Below are 21,261 nucleotides of genomic sequence, written 5' to 3' on the forward strand. Positions count from 1 at the left end.
GGAGTCTTGTGAAACAGAGTCCCGTTGCGAACCGCTCCGTCACCATGGAGGATGTGGCGCGTGAAGCCGGGGTGAGCCGCGCCCTGGTGTCTCTGGTGATGCGGGACTCCCCCAAAGTCTCACCCGCCAAGCGGACGGCGGTCCTGGAAAGTGCCGCCGCCCTGGGCTACTCGCCGAACCGGCTCGCCAGCCGCCTCGCGAGCCGGCGCACCAACACCCTGGGCGTGCTGTTCCTGGACCTGCACAACTCGGTCTTCGCGGACATCTACGACGGCATCACCGAAGGTCTCGCGGGCAGCGGCAACCAGGTGATGGTCGCCGTCGGCTCCGCAGACCCCGGCACCGAGCTGGAAGCTGTGAGGTCGTTCGTGGACCTGCGTGTGGACGGCGTCATCCTGGCTGGCTGCACCGGCTCCTCCGCCGAACTGGCGGCGGCACTTCGCGGGACTCCCGCCGTCGTCATCACGCGGGAACTGGAGGTCGACGGCGTTGATTCAGTCCTGTGCGACGACTTCCGGTCCGGCGCACTCGCCGTGGAGCACCTGCGCGGACTGGGGCACCGGCGCATCGCGCACGTGGACATCTCGGACTGGCTGCCCTACACCGCCCGCCGGGAAGGCTACCTGGCGGCGATGAAGAAGTTCGGCCTGGAACCGCTGCTGGTGCACAGCGATATGACGGAGCGGGGCGGCCGGGCGGTGATGGAGAACTTCCTGGCCTCTGGCGCCACCCTTCCCACGGCGATTTTCGCCCACAACGACCTCACCGCCATTGGCATCATGGAAGCGCTGGCCGCCCATGGCCTGCTGGTCCCGGACGATGTGGCCATCGTGGGCTGCGACAACATTGAGGTGGCGGCATCCCCGCTGATAGGGCTGACGTCCATCGACCAGCACGCAGGAGAACTGGGCAGGATGGCGGCGGAGCTCATGCTGGAACGGGTGGCCGGAACGTCAGGACCGGCCGTGACCCGCAAGCTCGAGCCCACCCTGACGGTCCGCCGTTCCTCCGGCGCCTAGCTTGTTGCTGCGCCTGGCAGCAGCTGCCGCGAACGCCATCACCGCCAGGCCCAGCAACGTGATGCCGGCGCCGGCCCAAATGGGTGAGGTGTAGCCCAGGCCTGCGGAAATGGTGACGCCGCCGAGCCATGCGCCCAGTGCATTGCCCACGTTGAAGGCCCCAATGTTGGCGCCGGAAGCCAGGGTGGGGGCGCTGCTCGCGTAGGTCATCACCCGCATTTGCAGGCCCGGAACAGTGGCGAAGCCGAAGCCGCCCATCAACACCAGGGATGCCACCGTGAGCACCTGGCTAGTTGCGGTGAGGGCAAAGAGGACAAGGATAGCGGACAGGACGGCGAGCACCACCAGCAGGGTGCGGTCGATGTTCCGGTCTGCGGCCTTCCCGCCAAGAGTGTTACCCGCGAAGAGGCCCACACCGAAGACGATCAGCAGCCATGGCACCGTGGTGGCGGCGAAGCCGGTGACCTCGGTCAGGGTGTAGGCGATGTAGGTGAAGGCGCCGAACATTCCACCGAATCCCAGGATGGTGACCGCAATGGAGAGCCATACCTGGCCCGATCGGAAAGCCCGGAGTTCGCGGCGCAGTCCCCCGGCTTCGGCTTTGCCGCCGGCCGCCCTGGGGACGAGTGCCAGGATCCCGGCGAGTGCGGCCACGCCGATGACCGTAATTGCCCAGAAGGTGGCCCGCCAGCCAGCGGCCTGGCCAAGGAGGGTGCCGAACGGGACGCCCAGGACGTTGGCTGCGGTGAGGCCGGTGAACATCAGTGCGATGGCTCCTGCTCTTTTGTTGGGCGGGACCATGCCTGCGGCCACGACGGAGCCGATGCCGAAGAACGCTCCGTGTGCGAGCGCGGCGATAACGCGCCCGGCCATCATGGGCCAGTAGCCGGCCGCAGTGGCGGAGAGCAGGTTGCCGGCAACAAATAGGACAAGCAGCGCGGCCAGCACGGGCTTGCGGTCAAGCCGGGTCACAGCTGCCGTGAGCCCGAGGGCGCCGGCCACTACGGCCAAGGCGTAGCCGGAGATGAACCAGCCCGCCTGCGCCTCGGTGACCTGGAAGTCGGCAGCCACTTCGGGCAGGAGGCCCATGATGACGAATTCGGTGAGTCCGATGCCAAATCCGCCAAGGGCGAGGGCTATCAGTCCGACGGGCATGCCGGTGCTCCTTTGGGTTGTGTGGGGTGCGGCGGGCGCCTAAAATAGTTGCAGACGCGGTATTTATTGTTGCACAAGCAAATATCCCGCGCAAGCAACTATCTCGTGTGCACTCTCGGACAGGTTGGCTGCCGTACCCCACGGCCGCCCGGCTGTCCCCTTTCAAGGAGCAATGTATGGGCATCAAGGACGACGCCGTTGAGGTCCGCGCGCAAGGCTGGCGCACCTTGGCCGCCCTCCACGGGCTGATCGAAACCGAGCTGGAGCGTGCGCTCCACGCGGAATCAAAGCTGTCCGTGGTGGAGTACAGCGTCCTGGACGCCCTCAGCCGCCAGGACGGGTGGCACATGCGGATGCAGCAGCTCGCCCGCGCTTCGGCACTGAGCCCCAGCGCCACCACGCGCCTGGTGAACCGGCTGGAGGACCGCGGCCTCCTGACCAGGATCCTGTGCGCCGATGACCGCCGCGGGATCTACACCGAATTGACACCCGCCGGCCTCAGCCTCCTGGCGGAAGCCAGGCCGGTGCACAACGCCACCCTTGAGCGTGCCTTGGGAGAGGCGCGCGACATTCCGGAACTGGCTCCCCTGGTGGACGCGCTCCCCAGGCTGCACGCAGTGTCCTGACCTGCTGTGGCCTAAGACGCCGGGCTGGTCACAGCTCCTGCCACCCGAACCGGAAGGCCGCTGGCCAGGGACTCCTGCGCGGCGTCGGCCACCCGGGACGCGGCCACGGCGTCCTCGGGCGTGCACGGGTTATCCCGCTGGCCAAGGACAAGCTCAACAAAAGCGGCCATCTCGGAACGGTATGCCTGGTCGAAACGCTCAGCAAACGTCCTGTGCGCCTCACCCGAGGGAAAAACGACCGCCGGCTCCGCCGATGCCATGGCGGTCTTATCGTCAAGGCCCACCATGAGCGACCGGCGGGAACCCTGGATTTCCAGCCGCACATCGTGGCCGGCCCCGTTGTACCGCGTCGCCGAGACTGTTCCGACGGTGCCGTCGTCGAACGTCACCAGCGCCAGCGCGGTGTCCACATCCCCCGCAGCGCCGATCGCCGGATCCCCGTTGTTGGATCCCCTGGCATAGACTTCCACGATTTCACGGCCGGTCAGCCAGCGCAGGATGTCAAAGTCGTGGACCGAGCAATCGCGGAAGAGCCCGCCGGACGTTGCCAGGAATTCCACGGGCGGCGGGGCCATGTCGCAGGTGACCGCACGCAGGGAGTGGATCCATCCCAACTCGCCGGCCTGGTAAGCCCTCCTGGCTTCCAGGTACCCGGCATCAAAGCGGCGCTGGTGGCCTATCTGGACCACGCCGTTCTTGTCCCTGATGTAATCCAGGACGGGCAGGGCGTCTGCAACGTTCAAGGCCACGGGCTTTTCGCAGAAGACCGGGATGCCCGCGTCCACCCCCGCCCTGATCAGCTCCGGATGGGTGGCAGTCCCCGTGGCTACCACGAGGCCGTCGATTCCGGAGGCCAGGAGCGCGTCAACGGACGGCTGGTACCCGGCACCGAGGCCGGCGGCCACGTTCCGGGCATGCTCTTCGGCCACATCCGTGAGCCGGAGCCGGACGTTGATGTTCTTCGGGTTCAACACATCATTGAGGGCCGCAATATTATTGGCGTGCATCACGCCGATCCTGCCGACGCCCACCAGGCCAAGCGATACATCTTTCATCGTTTTTCCCCTGCATAGACGGTAAATGCGGTGCGGAAGGCCTCGAGGGCTGCATTGCTGTCGTCCTTGGCCCACGCCTCCAGGCCCACTGTGCCCTCATATCCGGCGTCAGCAAGGGCCCGGGCAACAGCTGCGTAATTGATTTCCCCTGTACCCGGCTCGCAGCGTCCAGGAACGTCGGCCACCTGGATTTCACCGATGTACGGCAGGGCCGCCCTCACAAGTTCAATAAGGTTCCCCTCCCCCAGCTGTGCATGGTAGAGATCCAGCATCAGTTTGGCGTTCGGATGGCCTGCCGCTTCCACGAGCATGAGCGTGTCCTTGGCCCGGGCCAAAGGGATGCCGGGGTGGTCCAGGACGGTGTTCAGGTTCTCCAGGCAGAATGTCACGCCATGCTTTTCGCCCAACCTCCCGAGCTTTTCCAGGGTCCGCGCGCCTGTCGCCCACATGCGGCCTGAGGAACGGTAGACGGGTCGTGCGGCTTGGCCCTGCACCAGTTCCGCGGGGTGCACCACCATCCGGCTCACGCCCAGTTCCAGTGCTGTGGGGATCAGCGCTTCAGCCGTCCGGACCACGTCATCGGCCGTATCCGGGTCCACGAGGCTGCCGGACGAATAACCAGTCATGGATGAGAAAACGGCTCCCGTTGCCTTCAGCGCCTGGATGTCCTTGTCCCGGGCATCCCACAGTTCCACGTCGAATCCCGCCTCGTTAATCCGGCGTACCCGTTCCACAAACGGAAGGTCCGCAAAGACCATCTCCGCGCAGACGGCAAGCCGCATCAGACGCCTGCCCTCTCTGCTACCGCTACAGGAGCGCCGCTTTTGACCGATTCGATGCAGGCCAGGGCCACCGCCAGGGCGCGTCGGGCGTCGGCGCCCACAGGGGTCAAGGTGAAAGCGGACGACGGCGAGGGGCCGCCGTCGCGCTTTGCCCGCACGGCCGCGGCAAAGTCGGCGAGTTCGTCCGTGTAGGCCTGGCTGAACAGCTCGACATTGAGCCGCGGGGTGTCCGCGGCGAGCCCCTCCGCCGTGTACCTGAGGGCCGCAGTTTCCGTGGAACGGCCGGCCTGGACCATACCTTTGGAACCGAAGACTTCGCCGCGGACGTCGTACCCGTACAGGGCGCTGAAGTTCGCTTCCGCCACCGCGATGGCACCGTTGCTGTACCTGATGGTCACTACCGCTGTGTCCAGGAATCCCTGTTCGCGCAGGGAAGGCTCCACCAGCGCATCCGCCACGGCGTACACTTCGACGGGCTCGGCCCCCTCATTGAACCAGTTGAGGGTGTCGAAGTCATGAATGAGGGTTTCCAGGAAGATGGTCCAGGCCGGCACCCTGGCGGCGTTGGGGATGCTTCCCGTCCCGGGATCGCGCGTCAGCGAGCGCAGGAGCTGCGGCGTTCCGGCAACACCGGCGGCCAGGTCCCTCTTGGCCGCCTGGAAGTCTTCGGCGTACCGGCGGTTGAAGCCGACCTGGAAGTGCACGCCTGCTTGCTCTACGGCGGTGAGCGCGGCGCCGAGTTCCTCCAGCCCCTGCGCGGCCGGCTTCTCACAGAAGACGTGCTTCCCGGCGGCCGCGGCCTGGGCGATCAGCGACGCATGGAAGCGGGCCGGGCTGGCGATGATGACGGCGTCGATTTCCGGGTCCGCGAGGATATCATCAGCGCTGGCCGTTACTTTCGCGGCATCCAGTTTCCCTGCCAGGGTTTGGGCGGATTGCACGGTGGGGTCTGCGATGGCCGCCAGGGATGCGCCGGGGACCCGCCGGGCGATGCTCTCAGCATGGAAGGCTCCCATCCAGCCGGAGCCGATGAGACCAATCCGCACCGGTGCGGGACCTGGTGTTGGATCTTGGGTGATGTAGGCCATGTGGCTCGTCCTTTCAATAGTCGGAACACAATTGGATTCAGGCGGGCTGGTTGCCTTCGCCTGGAAACTCGATGGAAAGCTGGCGTCTGATGTCGTCGGCTACTTCCAGGGTCTGGATGGAGGAAGCGAGCAGACGCTGAGGGCTTTCTGTCTCGCCAGCCGCGATGGAGCGGGCCACAGCAGCCGCTTCATAATGCAGGCCTTCGAAATGGCCACCCGGCGGTTCCTCATACCGCAGCCGTTCCCCATGGGGGAACCGAAGCTCGAAGCCTCCCGGCATATTGAAGGGACCGTCCACGCTCAACGTCGCCGCGGAGCCGGCGATCACTGCGCAGGTGGGTGTGAAGCTGTGGACATGGGTGTTCACCACGGCCTGGGCACCGCCCTCGAACTGCATCACTGCGGAAAGCTGGGCGTTGACACCGGAGGGGTGGGGCTGGCCCATCGCGTGCAGCCGTTGGGGCCGGCCCAGGACCTCAGTCACCAGGGCAAGCGGTCACGTACCCAGGTCCAGTAATGGGCCACCAGCCAAGGCCGGATCGAAGATGCGGTGGGCGGGTTCAAAGTGTTCGCCGTATTCCGCAAGCACCGTGGTAATCGTGCCCAGTGTTCCGGCATCCAGGACCTGCCGGATCACATCGAACTTTGGCAGGAAGAAGCTCCACATGGCCTCGGCGGCGAAAACTCCCGCAGTTTCAGCGCGCCTGGCAATGTCGCGCGCCTGCTCCGCGTTGAGCGCGAGGGGCTTCTCGATCAGCACATGCTTGCCGGCGCCGATGGCCAGGACCGCCGCCGCGTGGTGGGCGGTGTGGGGCGTACACACGTAGACGATATCGATGCCCGGATCGGCCACCAGTTCCTCATAGTTGCCGAAGGCTGCGGGGATGCCGAAGGACTCGGCGAACGCCTTGGAACGATCGAATGAACGGGACCCGACGGCGGCGATCACCTGGCCGGTGTGGGCCTGGACGGATTCAGTGAAGCGTTGCGCGATCCAGCCGGGCCCCAGGATTCCCCAGCGCAGCACGGGGGCATCGCGTGAATCAGGGATGCTGGACATCGGCAGCGTCAGGCTGCTCACGAGTAGTTGACCTTGGTGAAGGCACCATCGCTGTGCATCGATTGGACCATCGCGTGTGCCACCAGCGAGGCGTGCAGACCGTCCATCGCACCGGCCAGGGGTGGCTGGTCGCCATGGCGGAGTGCCGTGACCCAGGCCTGCAGCTGCAGCCTGTAGGCATCCGCAAAGCGGGGGCGCCAGTCTGCGGGCACGGCGGTGCGCCGGGCGCCGTCCTCTTCCATGCCTAAGAGGGCAGGGTCCCTTAGCCCGGTGACTCCGCGTTCGGAAACAACTTCGCAACGGGTCGTGTAGCCATACTGCGCGTTCAGGAACAGTTCCAGCGTGGCCAAGGTACCGTCGGCGGTGCGGAGCAGCATAAACGCGGGGTCCTGCAGTCCGCCTTCAGCGTGGCGCGTGGTCCTGGCTGCCTGCCAGGAGACTTCTGTAATGGGCGAGCCGAGCAACCACGGAATGATGTCCAGTTCGTGGATGGCAGAGTTGGTGACGGCGGATTCCGCGGTTGACCCCGGGCCTGCGGTGGCATTACGGCTGGTGCAATGGATCATCAGCGGCTCGCCCTGGATGCGGTCCTGGACTGCACCCCGGAGGGCGGCATAGCCAGGGTCAAAGCGCCGCATGAAGCCCAGCGACAGCAGCGACGCCCCGGTTGCCGCGACGATGTCGGCGTCGGCTGCCACCACCTCACGGCTTTCAAGCAGGGTAGGTGCCAGCGGCTTTTCGCACAGCACCGGCGTCATGGCTTCGAAGCACTCCAGCACCAGGCCGGCGTGGGTGGAGTCGTGCGAGGCAACAACGACGGCGTCAACCTCGCTGGAGTTGATCAGTTCGGAAGGGTCCGTGGTGGTGCGGGCCGAGGGTGGCGCTGCAGCAGCGGCGCGGACGCCGTCGAGGTCTGCCACGAAAGTGACTTCAGCCCCGCTGATAGTGGTGGAGAGGTTTTTGATGTGGTCTGCGCCCATAACACCGGCGCCGATAACGCCAACCCGGATCGGCATGCTGTCTTCCCGTCTGCTGTTCGTTTGTTTCGCCGCGGCAGGCGGCCGGGCCGGCCCGTCTTTCGGGCGGGTCCGTCCCGGTCCTGCTGCACCGCCCTGCTACACGTGCCGCGGGCTGCTGTTCCCTGGCGTTTCTGCGCTGTAGGCAACATCGGCCACCTCGGCCTGAACCTCCTTGATCACATCGCTGTGTCCGCCGAGCTGCTCCAGTTCATGGGCCAGTTCTGCCAGCTCGGCACCGCCGGCCATCTGGGCCGTGAGCTCGTCCAGGGAAATGTCCTTTTTGTCGTAGTAGCCGATGGACTTGCCGCGCTTGAGCAGGAGGAACCGGTCCCCGACAGGGAACGCGTGGTGCGGGTTGTGGGTGATGAAGATGACCCCGAGTCCGCGGTCCCTGGCCTGCAGGATGTAACGCAACACCACCCCTGACTGCTTGACCCCGAGGGCCGCCGTCGGCTCGTCCAGAATGAGGACCTTGGCGCCGAAGTACACGGCCCGTGCGATCGCGACGCATTGGCGTTCGCCGCCCGAGAGCTGGCCGATAGGCTGTTCCACGTCCCGAAGGTCGATCCCCATTTCGGCGAGTTCTTTTTTGGTGATGTCCTTCATCTTCTGGACATCCATGCTCTTAAAGGGACCGAAGCCGCTGGTGAGCTCGGAACCGAGGAAGAAGTTCCGCCAGATGGGCATCAACGGGACCACGGCCAGGTCCTGGTAAACGGTGGCGATTCCGGCGTCGAGTGCATCGCGGGGGGAATTGAATTTCCGTTCCTCGCCCATGATGTTCAGCGTGCCTTCGTCGTGCTGGTGGAGGCCGGCGATGATCTTGATCAGGGTGGACTTGCCTGCCCCGTTGTCGCCAAGGACGCAGGTGACGCGTCCGTTGTCCACTGCCATGGTGACATCCCGCAGCGCCACGATGTTTCCGTAGTGCTTGCCCACCCCTTCGAGGGAGAGCAGGTGCACAGGTGTGTGGGTCAGCGGGTCCTTTTCATTCTTGAGCAGGGTTTGTTGGTCGATCGCTTCGCTGTTCATTTCCGGCCCTTACTTCAGTTCCGCACGGCGCTTGACGATGAGGTTGACGATGGTGGCCAGCAGCAGCATGAGGCCAAGGAAGAACTTGAACCAGTCCGGGTTCCACTGTGCGTACACAATGCCCTTGTTGGCCATACCGAAAATGAAGGCGCCAATTGCTCCGCCAACGGCTGATCCGTAGCCGCCCGTCAGGAGGCATCCTCCGATGACGGCGGCGATGATGTAGAGGAATTCATTGCCCACGCCTTCGCCGGACTGGACCGCGTCGAAAGCGAACAGGTTGTGCATGCCCAGCACCCAGCCGCAGAAGCCGACGGCCATAAAGAGTCCGATCTTGGTTGCCTTGACGGGAACGCCCACAGCGCGGGCCGCATTGGCGTCACCGCCCACGGCGAAGATCCAGTTGCCCACCTTGGTCCGCAGCAGGACCCACGAGGCCACGGCCACCAGGGCGATCCAGATGAAGACGGTGTTGTTTACCGCCACACCGCCGATGGTGACGGAGGAGGAAAAGACCGCCTGGGCCGACTTGTACCCGTCCATGTTCGAAATTGACGGCGAAGAGACACCGCCGCCGATCATGCGGGTCAGGCCCAGGTTCAGGCCTGTCAGCATCAGGAAGGTCGCCAGCGTGACGATGAAGCTGGGCAACTTGGTCTTCATCAGGATCCAGCCGTTGATGAATCCGATGCCGAGCGATACGAGCAGGGCAAGCACCACGCCTACCCACACGTTCATGCTGAAGTACCAGCTGAACATGGAGGCAGTCAGTGCCGAACTGATGACGGCAACACCGGTGGAGAGATCGAACTCGCCGCCGATCATCAGCAGCGACACCCCTACGGCCATGATTCCGATGGTCGAGCTGCCGTACAGGACGGTGGCGAAGGAGGCCGGCTGGATAAACGTCTGGGATACGGAGGCGAAGAAGATAAAGAGGACAATGGCGCCCACCAGGGCACCTACCTCGGGCCTGCCGAGAAGTTTCTGGAAGGGGTTCTGCCGGGCGATTCGTTCGTCCACCGGCTTGAGTTGTACCGCTACTTGAGTCATGTGGGTTTCTCCTGCTTGGTGCAGGTTCCGGGGCCAGGCCCCGGAACCTGCAGCGGCGTCCTTAGCGGACGCCTTCCTGGGCGAACTTGAGGACATCGGGAGCGGCAGTCTTGTCGACGATCGAGGGGCCGGTCAGCACGGGCTGCCCGCCACCGACGTGGATGCCTGCGCGCTTGGCCTGCCAGAGGGCATCGATTGCGCCATAGCCCTGCAGCCACGGCTGCTGGTCCACGGTGAAGGCCACCTTGCCGTCGATAATTGCCTGGGCCAGTTCACCATTCATGTCGAATGAGGCCACTTTGACCTTGTCCTGCAGGTTCAGTGACTGCACCGCTTTGTTGATGGTCAGGGTGAACGGTGCCCCCAGCCCGATGATGGCGTCAGCTTCGGGCGTAGCCTGCAGCTTGGCGGTGACGGTCGAGGAAACCTGCGTCATGTCCGTGCCCTGCACGAAGAGGTTCTCCGTGGCGGGAATCTTGGACTTGACGCCTGCACAGCGGGAGTCAAGGGCAACGTTTCCCTGCTCCATGATGACGCAGATGGGCCGTTTTACGCCCATGGACGTCAGCTTCTCGCCTACGGCCGCACCCGCAAGGTTCTCGTCTGAACCGAAGTGGGTGAACGCACCCAGGCCCTGCCAGACGTCGGCGCCGGAGTTGAGGCTCACCACGGGGATTCCCGCTTCCGTCGCCTTCTTCAGCACGTCCTTGAGGGCATCCGGCTTGGCCAGGGTCACCGCAATCCCGTCAACCTTCTGGTCAATGGCTTGCTGGATCAGCTGCGACTGGCGTCCGCCTTCCGGGTCGGAGGTGTAGAGCAGCTCCACATTGTCTTTTGCTGCTGCTTCCTCGGCACCCTTGCGCAGGATGTCCCAGAAGGTGTCGCCCGGAGCCGCGTGGGTGACAAGCGCAATCTTCATCCGCGCAGTGGTTGCAACCTGCCCCCCGCCGGAAGTACCGCCCTGCTCGGTCTTGCCGCCTGTGCTGGAGCAGGCGCTCAAGGCCATCATGGGGACAACGGCTGCTACGAGCGCCGCCTTCCGCCAGGAAAACTTCTTCACGATAAATCTCCTTTGATTTTCGGGCTGTTCCGCGCGTTTCGTTACGCACTGCCGAATGCCTTCTCCTAGATCATGGTGACCCCACTCACAAAAGTCAATACTTTGTCCTGTCATTAGCATGTTCTTACGTAAGCAAGTTTCAGTCCTGCGCCTCGCGGCCCGCTGATCGTGGGAACGAGGTGCTTCGGCTATTCCCCCCGAACACAGGAAATGCCCCGTTGAGACAATCTCAACGGGGCATTAGCCCTCAATTAGTGCTGACCGAAGTGGGGCCCACAGGCTGGCTCCACGGGCAGACTATGCTTTCCCGGCTGCCGCGTTCTTAAAGTAGTGCTCCAGGTCTTCGAGGCTCTTGTCCTTGGTTTCCGGCACGTATTTCGCGGCAAACGCGATGGCGCCCACCCCCAGCACTGCAAACACGAAGAACGTATTGGAGATGCCGATGGCGGCCAGGAGCTGCGGGAAGCCGAACCCAATCAGGAAATTGACGATCCAGAGCAGGAAGGCGGAAGCGCCCATACCCAGGCCACGGATCTTCAAGGGAAAGATCTCGGAGAGCATCAGCCAGGTGACCGGCGAAATGGCCCCCTGCTGGAACGCCAGGAACGTGACGGTCAGCGACAGGATAACGAAACCGCGGACGGAACCTTCCGGCAGGATCAGCGAGAAGAGCCCAATCAGCAGCAGGGCCGACGTCGTGCCCACCTGTCCGGTGATCAGCATCCGGCGGCGCCCCACCTTGCCCAGCAGCCAGATACCCACAAACGTGGCGAGCACCGAGATCACTCCGTTGGCAATGTTGGCGGTCAGTGCCGCCTCCCGGCCAAAGCCGGACTGGGACAGGATCTGGGTGCCGTAGTACATGATGGAGTTCACGCCGGTGATCTGTTGGATCACTGCCAGGCCCAGGCCCACCACGAAAATCCTGCGGAGCCACGGGATGCCCAGGTCCTTCCAGGAACCCATCTTGGACTTGTAGTCCTCCACGGCCATGGCCTTGACTTCTTCGAATTCCGCCCGGGCATCAGCTTGGGAACGGATGCGTTGCAGGACGCTGAGCGTTTCGCCGAAACTGCCCATCGAGGCGAGCCAGCGGGGGCTCTCGGGCATAAAGTTCATCCCGATCCACAGCGCGATGGCGGGGAGGGTGGCGATCACCAGCATCCAGCGCCAGATGCCGCCGGCTTCGCCAAAGGTGTTGCCAAGGTAGGCGTTGAAGATGAAGGCCAGCAGCTGCCCGGTGACGATCATCAGTTCGTTTTGCGTGACGATCCGTCCGCGCCGCGCGCTGGGCGAGACCTCGGCCAGGTACACGGGGACGGTCACGGACGCGCCGCCCACCGCCAGGCCCAGCACGAAGCGGGCCGCGATCATCACTTCGGTGCTTGGCGCGAAAGTACATGCCAGGGTGCCGACGAGGAAGATGACCGCCAGGACCATGATCATCTTCCGGCGCCCGTTCCGGTCCGCCAGGCGTCCCCCGAACAAGGCGCCGAAAGCGGCGCCGAACAGCAGGGAAGAAGTGACCAGGCCTTCGGTCAGCGGCGTGAGCCCCAGGTCTTCCTGCATGTACGGCAGCGCACCGTTGATCACGCCGGTGTCGTAACCGAAGAGCAGCCCGCCGAAGGTGGAGACGATGGTTACAGTGCGCAGTGCCCGTTTGTGGTTCGCGGGCTGCCCCGTCTGGATGGAGGCCGGAGCAGGGCCACTCATAGGCTGACCTTCTGCACGTACTGCTTCATGGCGTCCAGCTGGTACCGCGAAACGTCCTCGGCATTTTCATCCTCGGCGAAGACGCTGGACACCATCACAGTGTTGTCCCGGTCCAGGAAGCCGATCTCCTTAAGGCCGCCGAAGAACTCGTCCCAGTTCACGTCGCCGTCGCCGATTTTCAGGTGCTGGTGGACGCGGACGGGGTTGCCCGGCGGGTTGGTGATGTAGCGCAATCCGTGCGAGGCGTGGTGGTTCATGGTGTCCGCCACGTGGACCAGGCGCAGCTTGTCCCCCGCTGCCCGCATGATGTCCAACGGGGAGTTCTTCATGTGGAAGCTGTGCGATGCCACGTAGACCATGCCTACGTTCTTTGAGTTCAGCCCGCGGATCACGCGGATGGCGGCGAGGCCTTCCTCGACAAAGTCGTCAGGGTGGGGGTCTATGAGGAGGTCGATGCCCTCGCGTTCGATGATGGGCAGCAGTTCCTCCATGGAACGGTAGAAGGCGCGCTCGGACTCCTCCGCCTTCTCGGGCCGGCCGCTGAACTCGGTGTTCATGGTGCTGACGCCCAGGTCCACCGTGATCTGGATGGCACGCTTCCAGTAACGGACTGCGGCCTCGCGGGCGTCCTCGTCCGGCCCGGACCAGCGGAGCACCGGAAGGACGGATGCGATTTCGATCCCCGCATCCCGGCAGGCCTTGTTCAGTTGGCCCACCAGTTCGTCGTCCGCTTTGGGGTGGTTGTAGAAGGGGATGAGGTCCGCGTGCGGGGTCATCTGCATGTACTTGTATCCGAGGTCCGCAACCACCTTGGGGAACTCGAGCAGGCTGTGCGAGTGGTGGAACGGTGTGGGGTCAAGTGCGATTTTCACGAAAAACACTCCATTGTGGATCAGTCAAGGGTGGGAGTTCTTGTCCAGGTATGCAGGGCTAAAGGGCCTGGAAGTCTGCATATCCGGACAAAAGCTCCTAGGGGCTATCTGTAAAGGTCGGGCTTTGCCGAGAGCTTGACCGTCACCTTTTCGCCGTTCTTCTGGGCTTCGACGCCGGCTTCGCAGCAGGCTGCCGTGGCGTATCCGTCCCAAGCGGAGGGCCCGCCGATTTCGCCCTTCAGTGCCGCGTCCACCCAGGACTGGATCTCGACGTCGTAGGCGGCGCCGAAGCGCTCCTCGAAGCCGGGAGTGACGTTGCCGCCCCAACGGCCGGCGCTGCGGGTGTAGGGTCCCTTGTCGCCGCCGATGCTGATGATGCCCTCTTCGAAGGAGGCCTGGGTGGCCACCTCGTAGCCGAATTTGGCGTTGACGTAGATTTCCACGTCGGCCAGGACACCGGACTCGGTCTCGAGCAGGACGTGCTGGGGGTCGTGCTGGCCGGAGGGCGCGTTCTTCGTGGCCTTGCCCAACCGGACCTGCACGGAAGTGATCTCCTCGCCGGTGAAGAAGCGGATGGCGTCGAACTCGTGGACCACGGAGTCGTTGATGAGCATCTCATTCGTGAAGCCCTCAGGCGTGCTCGGGTTGCGGTGCTGGTGGTGCAGCATCAGCAGTTCGCCCAGTTCGTGGTCACGGATGATCTTGCCCAGCGACGCGTATTCGGCGTCGAAGCGGCGCATGAACCCGACCTGGATGCGCTTGTGGCCCAGCTCAACCTCAGCCTGGACAATCTTCCAGGAGGATTCGGCATCGGGGGTCAGGGGCTTTTCGCAAAGGATCGGGATGTCTTTGGCGATCGCCTTGAGCAGGATGTCCTCGTGCAGGAAGCCGGGCGTGGCAATGAGGACCGCGTTAACGTCGCCGTTGTTCAGGGCCTCGTCAGCATCGGCCAGGGCCACGGCACCCGGGATGCCTTCGATGGCGGCTTGCGCACGGGCCAGGTCAACGTCTACGACGGCGGCAACTTCAGCTCCGTGAATGCGCTTGTGGAGGCGCTGGATGTGGTCGGCACCCATGCGGCCTGCGCCGATGACGGCGACGCGAAGGTTTTCAGTCATTGTTTTCGTCCTTTTGGTGTCTGTGGCGGGGTTAGCTGACGACGGTGCGGGAACCGCAGGACAGCAGGTAGTTGCGCGTGCGCTTGGCGATGGGCATGGGCACGTCGAAGGCGACGGGATACATGTCCTGCTCCACAATGCCGAAGATGGGGCGGTTCAATGCTTCCACGGCCTCGATAACCGCGCGAAGGTCCGGCAGCCCGTTCGGCGGTTCGGTCATCACGCCGGCCAGGTTGGCGGCAGCCCAGGTCATGTTTTCCTCGTTGACCCTTTTCAGAATCTCCGGGTTGATCTGCTTCAGGTGCAGGTAGCCGATCCGGTCCGGGTAGTTCTTGATCAGTTCCAGGCTTGAGGCGCCGCAGTATTCAGCGTGGCCGGTGTCCAGGCACAGGTTCAGGTATTGCGGGTCCGTTGCGCCGAGCAGCGTTTCAATGTCCTCCTGCGCGCCCACATGCGAGTCGGCGTGGGAGTGGAACTGCTGCTTCAGGCCGAAGTCCTCCAGCAGGGTTTTACCCAGCCGGTTGTGTCCGGTGAACAGGTCGCTCCAGGCCTTGTCGCTGAGCGTGCCGCTTTCCACGGCTTCGCCGGTAACGTCGTCGCGCCACATGGCCGGAATGACCACGATGTGCTCGCCGCCCATTGCGGCCGTCAGTTCGGCAACCTTGCGGGCTGGCTCCCAGGCCGTTTCCCACTGGTCCAGGCCGCGGTGGAAGGCGGTGAACACGGTCCCGGCCGAGATCTGCAGATCGCGGGCCTTGAGCTCTTCCGCCAGGCGGGTGGGATCCGTTGGGAGGTAACCGTATGGGCCCAGTTCAATCCACTTGTAGCCGGACTCGGCCACTTCGTCCAGGAAGCGTTCCCAGGGGGTCTGCTTGGGGTCATCCGGGAACCAGACGCCCCAGGAGTCCGGGGCAGTGCCGATGATCAGCTTGTTCTCAGTCATGACAGCGTTGTCTCTCTCTGGTGTCAGTTGGAGGGGAAGTTGTACGAGGCGCCGGAGGCGTGGTGGGTTTCGGGCCAGCGGGACGTGATGACCTTGCCGCGGGTGTAGAAGGATACGCCTTCGGGACCGTAGATGTGCTTGTCGCCGAAGAGGGACGCCTTCCAGCCGCCGAAGGAGTGGTAGGCCACCGGGACGGGCAGGGGCACGTTGATGCCGATCATGCCCACAGTGACGGAGCGCTGGAACTTCCGGGCGGCCGCGCCGGAGGACGTGAAGATGGCGGTGCCGTTGCCATAGGGGTTGGCGTTGATGAGCTTAATGCCGTCTTCGAGGGTGTCGACGCGGACCACCACGAGGACCGGCCCAAAGATTTCCTCGGTGTAGGCGGTCATTTCGGTCTTGACGTGGTCGATGACGGTGGGGCCCACCCAGAAGCCGTCTTCGTGGCCGGGAACCACCAGGTCGCGGCCGTCCACTACCATCGCGGCGCCGGCCTGTTCGGCTTCGGTGACGATCCTGACGATGCGTTCCTTGGAGGCGGGGGTGATGACCGGGCCCATTTCGGCGTCGGGGGCGGTGCCGTTGTTGACCTTCACCGCGAGGGCCCGTTCTTCGACCTTCTTGACAATGAGGTCGGCGGCGTCCCCGACGGCGACGGCGACTGAGATGGCCATGCAGCGTTCGCCGGCGGAGCCGAAAGCGGCGGCGGCCAGGTGGTCGGCTGCGTTGTCCAGGTCGGCGTCGGGCATCACGATGGCGTGGTTCTTTGCCCCGCCCAGGGCCTGGACGCGCTTGCCGTGCCTGGTGGCAGTTTCGTGGACGTACTGGGCGATCGGAGTGGAACCGACGAAGGAGATGCCATCCACATTCGGGTGGGTCAGCAGGCCATCGACGGTTTCCTTGTCGCCGTGCAGGACCTGGAACACGCCGTCGGGCAGGCCGGCCTGCTTCCAGAGCTTGGCCAGCAGCAGTGAGGCGGACGGGTCGCGTTCGGAGGGCTTGAGGATGAAGGCGTTGCCGGTGGCGATGGCCATCGGAGCCATCCACAGCGGCACCATCACGGGGAAGTTGAACGGCGTGATACCGGCCACCACGCCGAGGGGTTCGCGGAAGTTGAACACGTCGATGCCGGTGGAGACCTGGTCGGAGTAGTCACCCTTGAGCAGGGTGGGGATGCCGCAGGCATATTCGATGACTTCCAGGCCGCGGCCGATCTCGCCCTTGGCGTCGGAGATGACCTTGCCGTGCTCGGCGGTGACCAGCTGCGCCAGCTCCTCGACGTGGGCGGCGACGAGCTCACGGAACTTGAACAGGACCGCGGTGCGCTTCGCCAGGGAGATGTCCCCCCAGGAGTCGGCGGCCTTGCGGGCGGCCGCGACAGTGGCCTCCAGGTCGGCACGGTTTGCCAGGCGCAGGGTGGCGGACACGGCACCGGTGGCCGGGTTGTAGACCGGGGTGGTGCGGTCACCCTCGCCTGCGGTTTCGGCGCCGTTGATGAAGTGGTTGATGACGGTGGTCTCAGTGGTCGTGGCAGTCATGAAGGACTCTTCCTTGAGTGGGTCAGGAGGGGGTGTCAGCCAAGCAGTTTGCGCTGGCGGTTCTTGTGGTCGGTGTACGTCTGGAAGGCCTGTTGGGTGGATTCCAGTTCGGAGACCTGGGAGACGGGGACGTCCCACCAGGACTCGGAGGACGGTGCGTCCAGGAGCGGATCGGACTCGACGTGGATCAGGATGGGGCCGCCGCGTTCGGGGGCGGCTTTAGCATCGCGGATGGCCTGCTCGAGTTCGGCGATGACCTTCTCGCCCGGTTCGATCCGGATCACCTTTACACCCAGCGACTCGGCGTTCAGGGCAAGGTCAACGGGGAGGGTCTCGCCGTCGTCAAAGCTGTGCTGTTCCTCGTTCAGGGCCCGGTACTGGGTACCGAACCGCTGCGAGCCGAGCATCTCGGAGAGCGAACCAATGGAGGCGTAGCCGTGGTTCTGGATCAGGACCACAATCAGCTTGATGCGTTCGGCGACGGCGGTGACCAGTTCGGTGTGCATCATCAGGTAGGAGCCGTCCCCTACCATCACGACGACGTCCCGGACCTCCGCGCCCGGCGTGCCTGCCGCCGTCGTACTTGCCGCTTCGGCCAGTGCCGCTCGCTTGACGCCCAGGCCGCCGGGGATTTCGTAGCCCATGCAGGAGTAGGCATATTCGACGTGGTAGCCGAACGGATCCCGGACCCGCCACATCTTGTGCAGGTCACCGGGCAGGGACCCGGCCGCGCAGATCACCACGTCGCGGGCGTCCATGGCCCGGTTGGTGGCGCCGATGATCTCGTTCTGTGCCGGCAGGGGCGTGTAGCGGGTATCGAAAGCGGCATCCACGGTGGCGTCCCAGCGCTCCTTCTCGGAAGCGATTTTCTGCTCCAGGTCGGCACCCACACGGTAGCCGCCCAGCGCTGCGTTGAGCTTCACCAGTGCCTTGCGGGCGTCGGCCACGATCGGGAGCGTGGTGCCGTGCTTGTACGCATCGATCGCAGCCACGTTGATATTGATGAACTTCACGTCCGGGTTCTGGAACGCGGTCCGCGACGCGGTGGTGAAGTCCTCGTACCGGGTGCCGATGCCGATGATCAGGTCCGCCTCGGCTGCGATGGCGTTAGCCGCCGTCGTGCCGGTGGAGCCGATGGCTCCGAGGGAGAACTTGTGGTCCCAGGGCAGGACACCGACGCCGGCCTGGGTGTTCCCCACCGGGATGCCGGTCAGTTCCACGAACTTCGCCAGTTCGTCATTGGCGTAGGCGTACAGGACGCCGCCGCCGGCAATGATCAGCGGCCGCTTCGCGGCACGGATGGCAGCGGCGGCGCGGGCGATGTCGTCGTCGTCCGCGTCCGGGCGGCGGATCCGCCACTCCCGTTCGGCCAGGAATTCCTCGGGAACGTCGAACGCCTCGGCCTGGACGTCCTGCGGCAGCGAGATGGTGACGGCACCGGTCTCGGCCGGGTCCGTCAGGACGCGCAGGCCGTGGTGGAATGCCGAGAACAGCTGCTCGGGCCGGTTGACCCGGTCGAAGAACTTGGACAGCGGCCGGAACGCGTCGTTGACGGTGATGTCGTAGGCGTAGGGCTGTTCCAGTTGCTGGAGCACCGGGTCAGCGGCACGGGTGGCGAAAGTGTCACTGGGCAGCAGCAGCACCGGAAGCCGGTTGGTGGTGGCAAGCGCGGCACCGGTCAGCAGGTTCGATGAGCCCGGGCCGATCGAGGTGCTGACCGCGTAGGTCTGCCGGCGGCGGGTGTGCCGGGCGTATCCCACGGCCTGGTGGACCTGGGCCTGCTCGTTCCGGCCCTGGTAGTACGGCATGATGGCCGGATCCAGCTGCTGGTACTGCTTCAACGCCTGGCCAACGCCTGCAACGTTGCCGTGTCCAAAAATACCGAACGTGCCGGGAATGAGCCGCTCGCGGTAGTCAACGCCGTTGACCGAGTCCACGGTGTACTGCTTGGAGAGGTACTCGACGACGGCCTGGGCCACCGTCATTCTGCGCGTTCCTGTTGTTGTGCCCATTGCTAGTTCTCCGTGATTTCGGTGGTGTGGTGCAGGAGCGAGGCGGCGCTGGCAACGGCGCCTGCGACATCCCCGTCGGCAGGATAGAGCAGGGTGCGGCCCACGGTGAGGCCCTGGACGCCGGGCAGCGCCAGTGCGGACTGCCAGGTGGCGAAGATTTCGTCCTGGCTGCCGTCCGGGTCCCCGCCCAGCAGAACGGTGGGCATGGTGGTAGCAGCCATGACACGTTCCATGTCGGCCACCACGGGAAGCTTCATCCAGGTGTAGGCACTGGTGGAGCCCAGGCCCTCGGCGATGGCGATGGACTTGATCACTGCGTTGGTGGACAGGTCGTTGCGGACCTTTCCGTTCTCGCGGACAGACAGGAATGGTTCCACCATCGCGATCAGCTTCCGCTCCGCCAGTGAATCAATGGCCTTCGCGGTCGCCTCCAGGGTGGCGACGGTGTCCGGATCGCCCAGGCAGATGCGGGTGAGCATTTTGCCGCCGTCCGCACGCAGGGCCTCAAGAGCTGCGGCGGTGTGGCCGGTAAAACGGTCGTCGAGCTCGTTCACCAGCCCGGACAGGCCGCCGCGGTTCATCGAACCAAACACCAGCTTGCCGTCAAGGGCACCCAGCAGCAGCAAGTCATCCATGATGTCCGGGGACGCCAGGACTCCGTCGACGGCGGGGTTGGCGAGCGCAATCTGCAACCGGTCCAGCAACTGCCGCCGGTCGGCCATTGCCACCGGGTCGCTGCCGACGGCGAGGGCACCGCGGGCGGGGTGGTCGGCGGCGACGATGAAGTCTTGCCGGCCCGCCTTGAGGCCGGGGTGGCGGCGGCGGGACTTCGCAGCGCGGGCCACGGCGTCGGGGTCTTCGAGCCGGATGGTACTCAGGTGCTCGTAGCGGCGCGGATCGTCATTGAGCGCCTGATTGGCGGCGATCGGGGTGAGTGTCACAGTGCTGCTCCTTCGGCGGCAAGCTGGGCATTTGCCTCGGAACCAGCAGCACCGGCACCGTGAACCGGGCGGCCACGTTCGGCCAGCAGCGAGATGACCTCATCCGGCGTCGGCATCGCGTCGGCGCACGAGAGACGGGAGGCGACGATAGCACCCGCAGCGTTGGCGTAGTCCAGGACCTGGGCCAGCGGCCAACCGGAGAGCAGCCCATGGCAGAAGGCGCCGCCGAAGGAGTCACCGGCACCGAGGCCGTTGAGGGTCTCCACGGGGACAGGGGCGGAAACCACACGTTCGGAACGGGTCTTCGCCATCACGCCTTCAGGGCCGAGCTTGACGACGGCGATCTCCACGCCGGCTGCAAGGAGCCGGTCTGCCTGCTCATCAGGGGTGCCTTCACCTACGGCCACGGCGCATTCCTTGTCATTGCCGATAGCAACGGTGACATGCGGAAGGATCCTGGCGACCTCGGCACGGGCCTCCCCTTCCGAAGCCCAGAACATGGGCCGGTAGTCGAGGTCCAGGATGGTGAACTGCCCCTCGGCCAGGCCGGTGCGGGGGCGGGCCTCGTGGGCGGCGATGTGGGCGCTGCGGCTGGGCTCCTGGCACAGCCCGGTCACGGTGGACCAGAAGATGCCGGATTCGCGGATGGCGTCCAAGTCCAGTTCCCCGGTCTTGATCTGCAGGTCCGGTGCAGTGGGGAAGCGGCCGTAGAAGTACAGCGGGAACTCGTCGGTCGCCGGCTTGATCGCGCAGAAGGTCACCGCTGTGGGCCAGTCCTCGACCGGTGTGACATAGGTGTCATCGACGTTGAACTTGCGCAGCTCACGGTGCAGGTATTCACCGAAAGGGTCATCGCCGGTACGGGTAATGACCCCGGTGCGGCGCCCGTGGCGGGCGGCGGCAACGGCAACATTCGACGGCGAACCGCCCAGGTACTTGCCGAAGGAATTGACATCCTCCAGGCCAACCCCGATGTCGTTCGGGTAGATATCAACGCTGATGCGCCCGATCGTAAGAAGCTCGTGGGTCACGGTGATCGTGGACCTTTCTGGTGTGGAACTCGGATCCTTTGAAGCGGCAGGAGTTCCTGGACTGGCAGGCCGTGGTGTGGGCCACAGGCACTACTTTGCCCTAGATCGCATGTCCTGTCAAAGGTTTGTACTGACATACTTACA

At 64.8% G+C, this 21,261-nt stretch carries 20 protein-coding genes; 2 read left to right on the forward strand and 18 right to left on the reverse strand.

All coding sequences use genetic code 11. From position 1 onward, the window contains the following. Positions 1-8: 8 nt before the first annotated feature. The gene (locus QRN11_RS07735; RefSeq protein ID WP_285250515.1) at positions 9-1,019 is read left to right on the forward strand and encodes a LacI family DNA-binding transcriptional regulator; all 1,011 of its coding nucleotides are present in this window, start codon (positions 9-11) and stop codon (positions 1,017-1,019) included. Here QRN11_RS07735 and QRN11_RS07740 read toward each other — a convergent pair. Then, on the reverse strand, positions 954-2,174 hold the full coding sequence (locus QRN11_RS07740) for an MFS transporter (RefSeq protein ID WP_285250516.1): 1,221 nt from the start codon (positions 2,172-2,174) through the stop codon (positions 954-956). The genes QRN11_RS07735 and QRN11_RS07740 overlap by 66 nt on opposite strands. Positions 2,175-2,350: 176 nt before the next feature. Here QRN11_RS07740 and QRN11_RS07745 point away from each other — a divergent pair, with 176 nt between their 5' ends. Then, positions 2,351-2,800 carry a MarR family winged helix-turn-helix transcriptional regulator gene (locus tag QRN11_RS07745; RefSeq protein WP_285250517.1) on the forward strand — a complete coding sequence of 150 codons (450 nt, stop codon included), beginning with the start codon at positions 2,351-2,353 and terminating at the stop codon, positions 2,798-2,800. Between the two features lie 11 nt (positions 2,801-2,811). Here QRN11_RS07745 and QRN11_RS07750 read toward each other — a convergent pair whose 3' ends face one another. From QRN11_RS07750 to iolC, 17 genes are all read right to left on the reverse strand, one after another. After that, complete coding sequence (locus QRN11_RS07750) at positions 2,812-3,855, reverse strand: Gfo/Idh/MocA family protein (protein WP_285250518.1); 1,044 nt, start codon at positions 3,853-3,855, stop codon at positions 2,812-2,814. Next, positions 3,852-4,637, reverse strand: coding sequence for a TIM barrel protein (locus QRN11_RS07755; protein WP_285250519.1), 786 nt, complete (start codon positions 4,635-4,637; stop codon positions 3,852-3,854). Before QRN11_RS07755 ends, QRN11_RS07750 begins: the two co-directional genes overlap by 4 nt. Further along, positions 4,637-5,725, reverse strand: a complete 1,089-nt coding sequence (locus QRN11_RS07760; protein ID WP_285250520.1) for a Gfo/Idh/MocA family oxidoreductase — start codon at positions 5,723-5,725, stop codon at positions 4,637-4,639. The genes QRN11_RS07755 and QRN11_RS07760 overlap by 1 nt, the downstream gene beginning before the upstream one ends. 37 nt (positions 5,726-5,762) lie before the next feature. Next, positions 5,763-6,209 carry a hypothetical protein gene (locus tag QRN11_RS07765; protein WP_285250521.1) on the reverse strand — a complete coding sequence of 149 codons (447 nt, stop codon included), beginning with the start codon at positions 6,207-6,209 and terminating at the stop codon, positions 5,763-5,765. A gap of 12 nt (positions 6,210-6,221) precedes the next feature. Further along, positions 6,222-6,806 carry a Gfo/Idh/MocA family protein gene (locus tag QRN11_RS07770; protein WP_285250522.1) on the reverse strand — a complete coding sequence of 195 codons (585 nt, stop codon included), beginning with the start codon at positions 6,804-6,806 and terminating at the stop codon, positions 6,222-6,224. Next, positions 6,803-7,801, reverse strand: coding sequence for a Gfo/Idh/MocA family oxidoreductase (locus tag QRN11_RS07775; RefSeq protein ID WP_285250523.1), 999 nt, complete (start codon positions 7,799-7,801; stop codon positions 6,803-6,805). The genes QRN11_RS07770 and QRN11_RS07775 overlap by 4 nt, the downstream gene beginning before the upstream one ends. A 99-nt stretch (positions 7,802-7,900) precedes the next feature. Next, a complete protein-coding gene (locus QRN11_RS07780; RefSeq protein ID WP_091417309.1) occupies positions 7,901-8,836 on the reverse strand; it encodes an ATP-binding cassette domain-containing protein in 936 nt (311 codons plus the stop codon). Between the two features lie 9 nt (positions 8,837-8,845). Further along, positions 8,846-9,889, reverse strand: coding sequence for an ABC transporter permease (locus QRN11_RS07785; protein ID WP_050056213.1), 1,044 nt, complete (start codon positions 9,887-9,889; stop codon positions 8,846-8,848). A gap of 61 nt (positions 9,890-9,950) precedes the next feature. Further along, the gene (locus QRN11_RS07790) at positions 9,951-10,949 is read right to left on the reverse strand and encodes a substrate-binding domain-containing protein (RefSeq protein ID WP_170850696.1); all 999 of its coding nucleotides are present in this window, start codon (positions 10,947-10,949) and stop codon (positions 9,951-9,953) included. A 297-nt stretch (positions 10,950-11,246) separates the two neighbouring features. Beyond that, positions 11,247-12,662, reverse strand: coding sequence for a sugar porter family MFS transporter (locus QRN11_RS07795; RefSeq protein WP_091417302.1), 1,416 nt, complete (start codon positions 12,660-12,662; stop codon positions 11,247-11,249). After that, a complete protein-coding gene (locus tag QRN11_RS07800) occupies positions 12,659-13,534 on the reverse strand; it encodes a sugar phosphate isomerase/epimerase family protein (protein ID WP_142059891.1) in 876 nt (291 codons plus the stop codon). Before QRN11_RS07800 ends, QRN11_RS07795 begins: the two co-directional genes overlap by 4 nt. A gap of 104 nt (positions 13,535-13,638) precedes the next feature. Beyond that, positions 13,639-14,652 (reverse strand): Gfo/Idh/MocA family protein, encoded by a 1,014-nt coding sequence (locus tag QRN11_RS07805; RefSeq protein WP_285250524.1) that lies wholly within the window; start codon positions 14,650-14,652, stop codon positions 13,639-13,641. Between the two features lie 31 nt (positions 14,653-14,683). Next, positions 14,684-15,595: a sugar phosphate isomerase/epimerase family protein gene (locus QRN11_RS07810; RefSeq protein WP_285250525.1), complete on the reverse strand. Its 912-nt coding sequence runs from the start codon at positions 15,593-15,595 to the stop codon at positions 14,684-14,686. A 23-nt stretch (positions 15,596-15,618) separates the two neighbouring features. Continuing rightward, entirely contained in the window at positions 15,619-17,133 is a 1,515-nt protein-coding gene (locus QRN11_RS07815; protein ID WP_285250526.1) for a CoA-acylating methylmalonate-semialdehyde dehydrogenase, read from the reverse strand. A gap of 35 nt (positions 17,134-17,168) precedes the next feature. Continuing rightward, positions 17,169-19,118 carry a 3D-(3,5/4)-trihydroxycyclohexane-1,2-dione acylhydrolase (decyclizing) gene (gene iolD / locus QRN11_RS07820; RefSeq protein ID WP_502935020.1) on the reverse strand — a complete coding sequence of 650 codons (1,950 nt, stop codon included), beginning with the start codon at positions 19,116-19,118 and terminating at the stop codon, positions 17,169-17,171. A 29-nt stretch (positions 19,119-19,147) separates the two neighbouring features. Continuing rightward, positions 19,148-20,086 (reverse strand): Cgl0159 family (beta/alpha)8-fold protein, encoded by a 939-nt coding sequence (locus tag QRN11_RS07825; RefSeq protein ID WP_285250528.1) that lies wholly within the window; start codon positions 20,084-20,086, stop codon positions 19,148-19,150. Further along, the gene (iolC, locus tag QRN11_RS07830) at positions 20,083-21,117 is read right to left on the reverse strand and encodes a 5-dehydro-2-deoxygluconokinase (protein ID WP_285250529.1); all 1,035 of its coding nucleotides are present in this window, start codon (positions 21,115-21,117) and stop codon (positions 20,083-20,085) included. The genes QRN11_RS07825 and iolC overlap by 4 nt, the downstream gene beginning before the upstream one ends. Positions 21,118-21,261: the final 144 nt, after the last annotated feature.

Source organism: Pseudarthrobacter sp. fls2-241-R2A-168, assembly GCF_030209335.1.
Classification (GTDB): Bacteria; Actinomycetota; Actinomycetes; order Actinomycetales; family Micrococcaceae; genus Arthrobacter.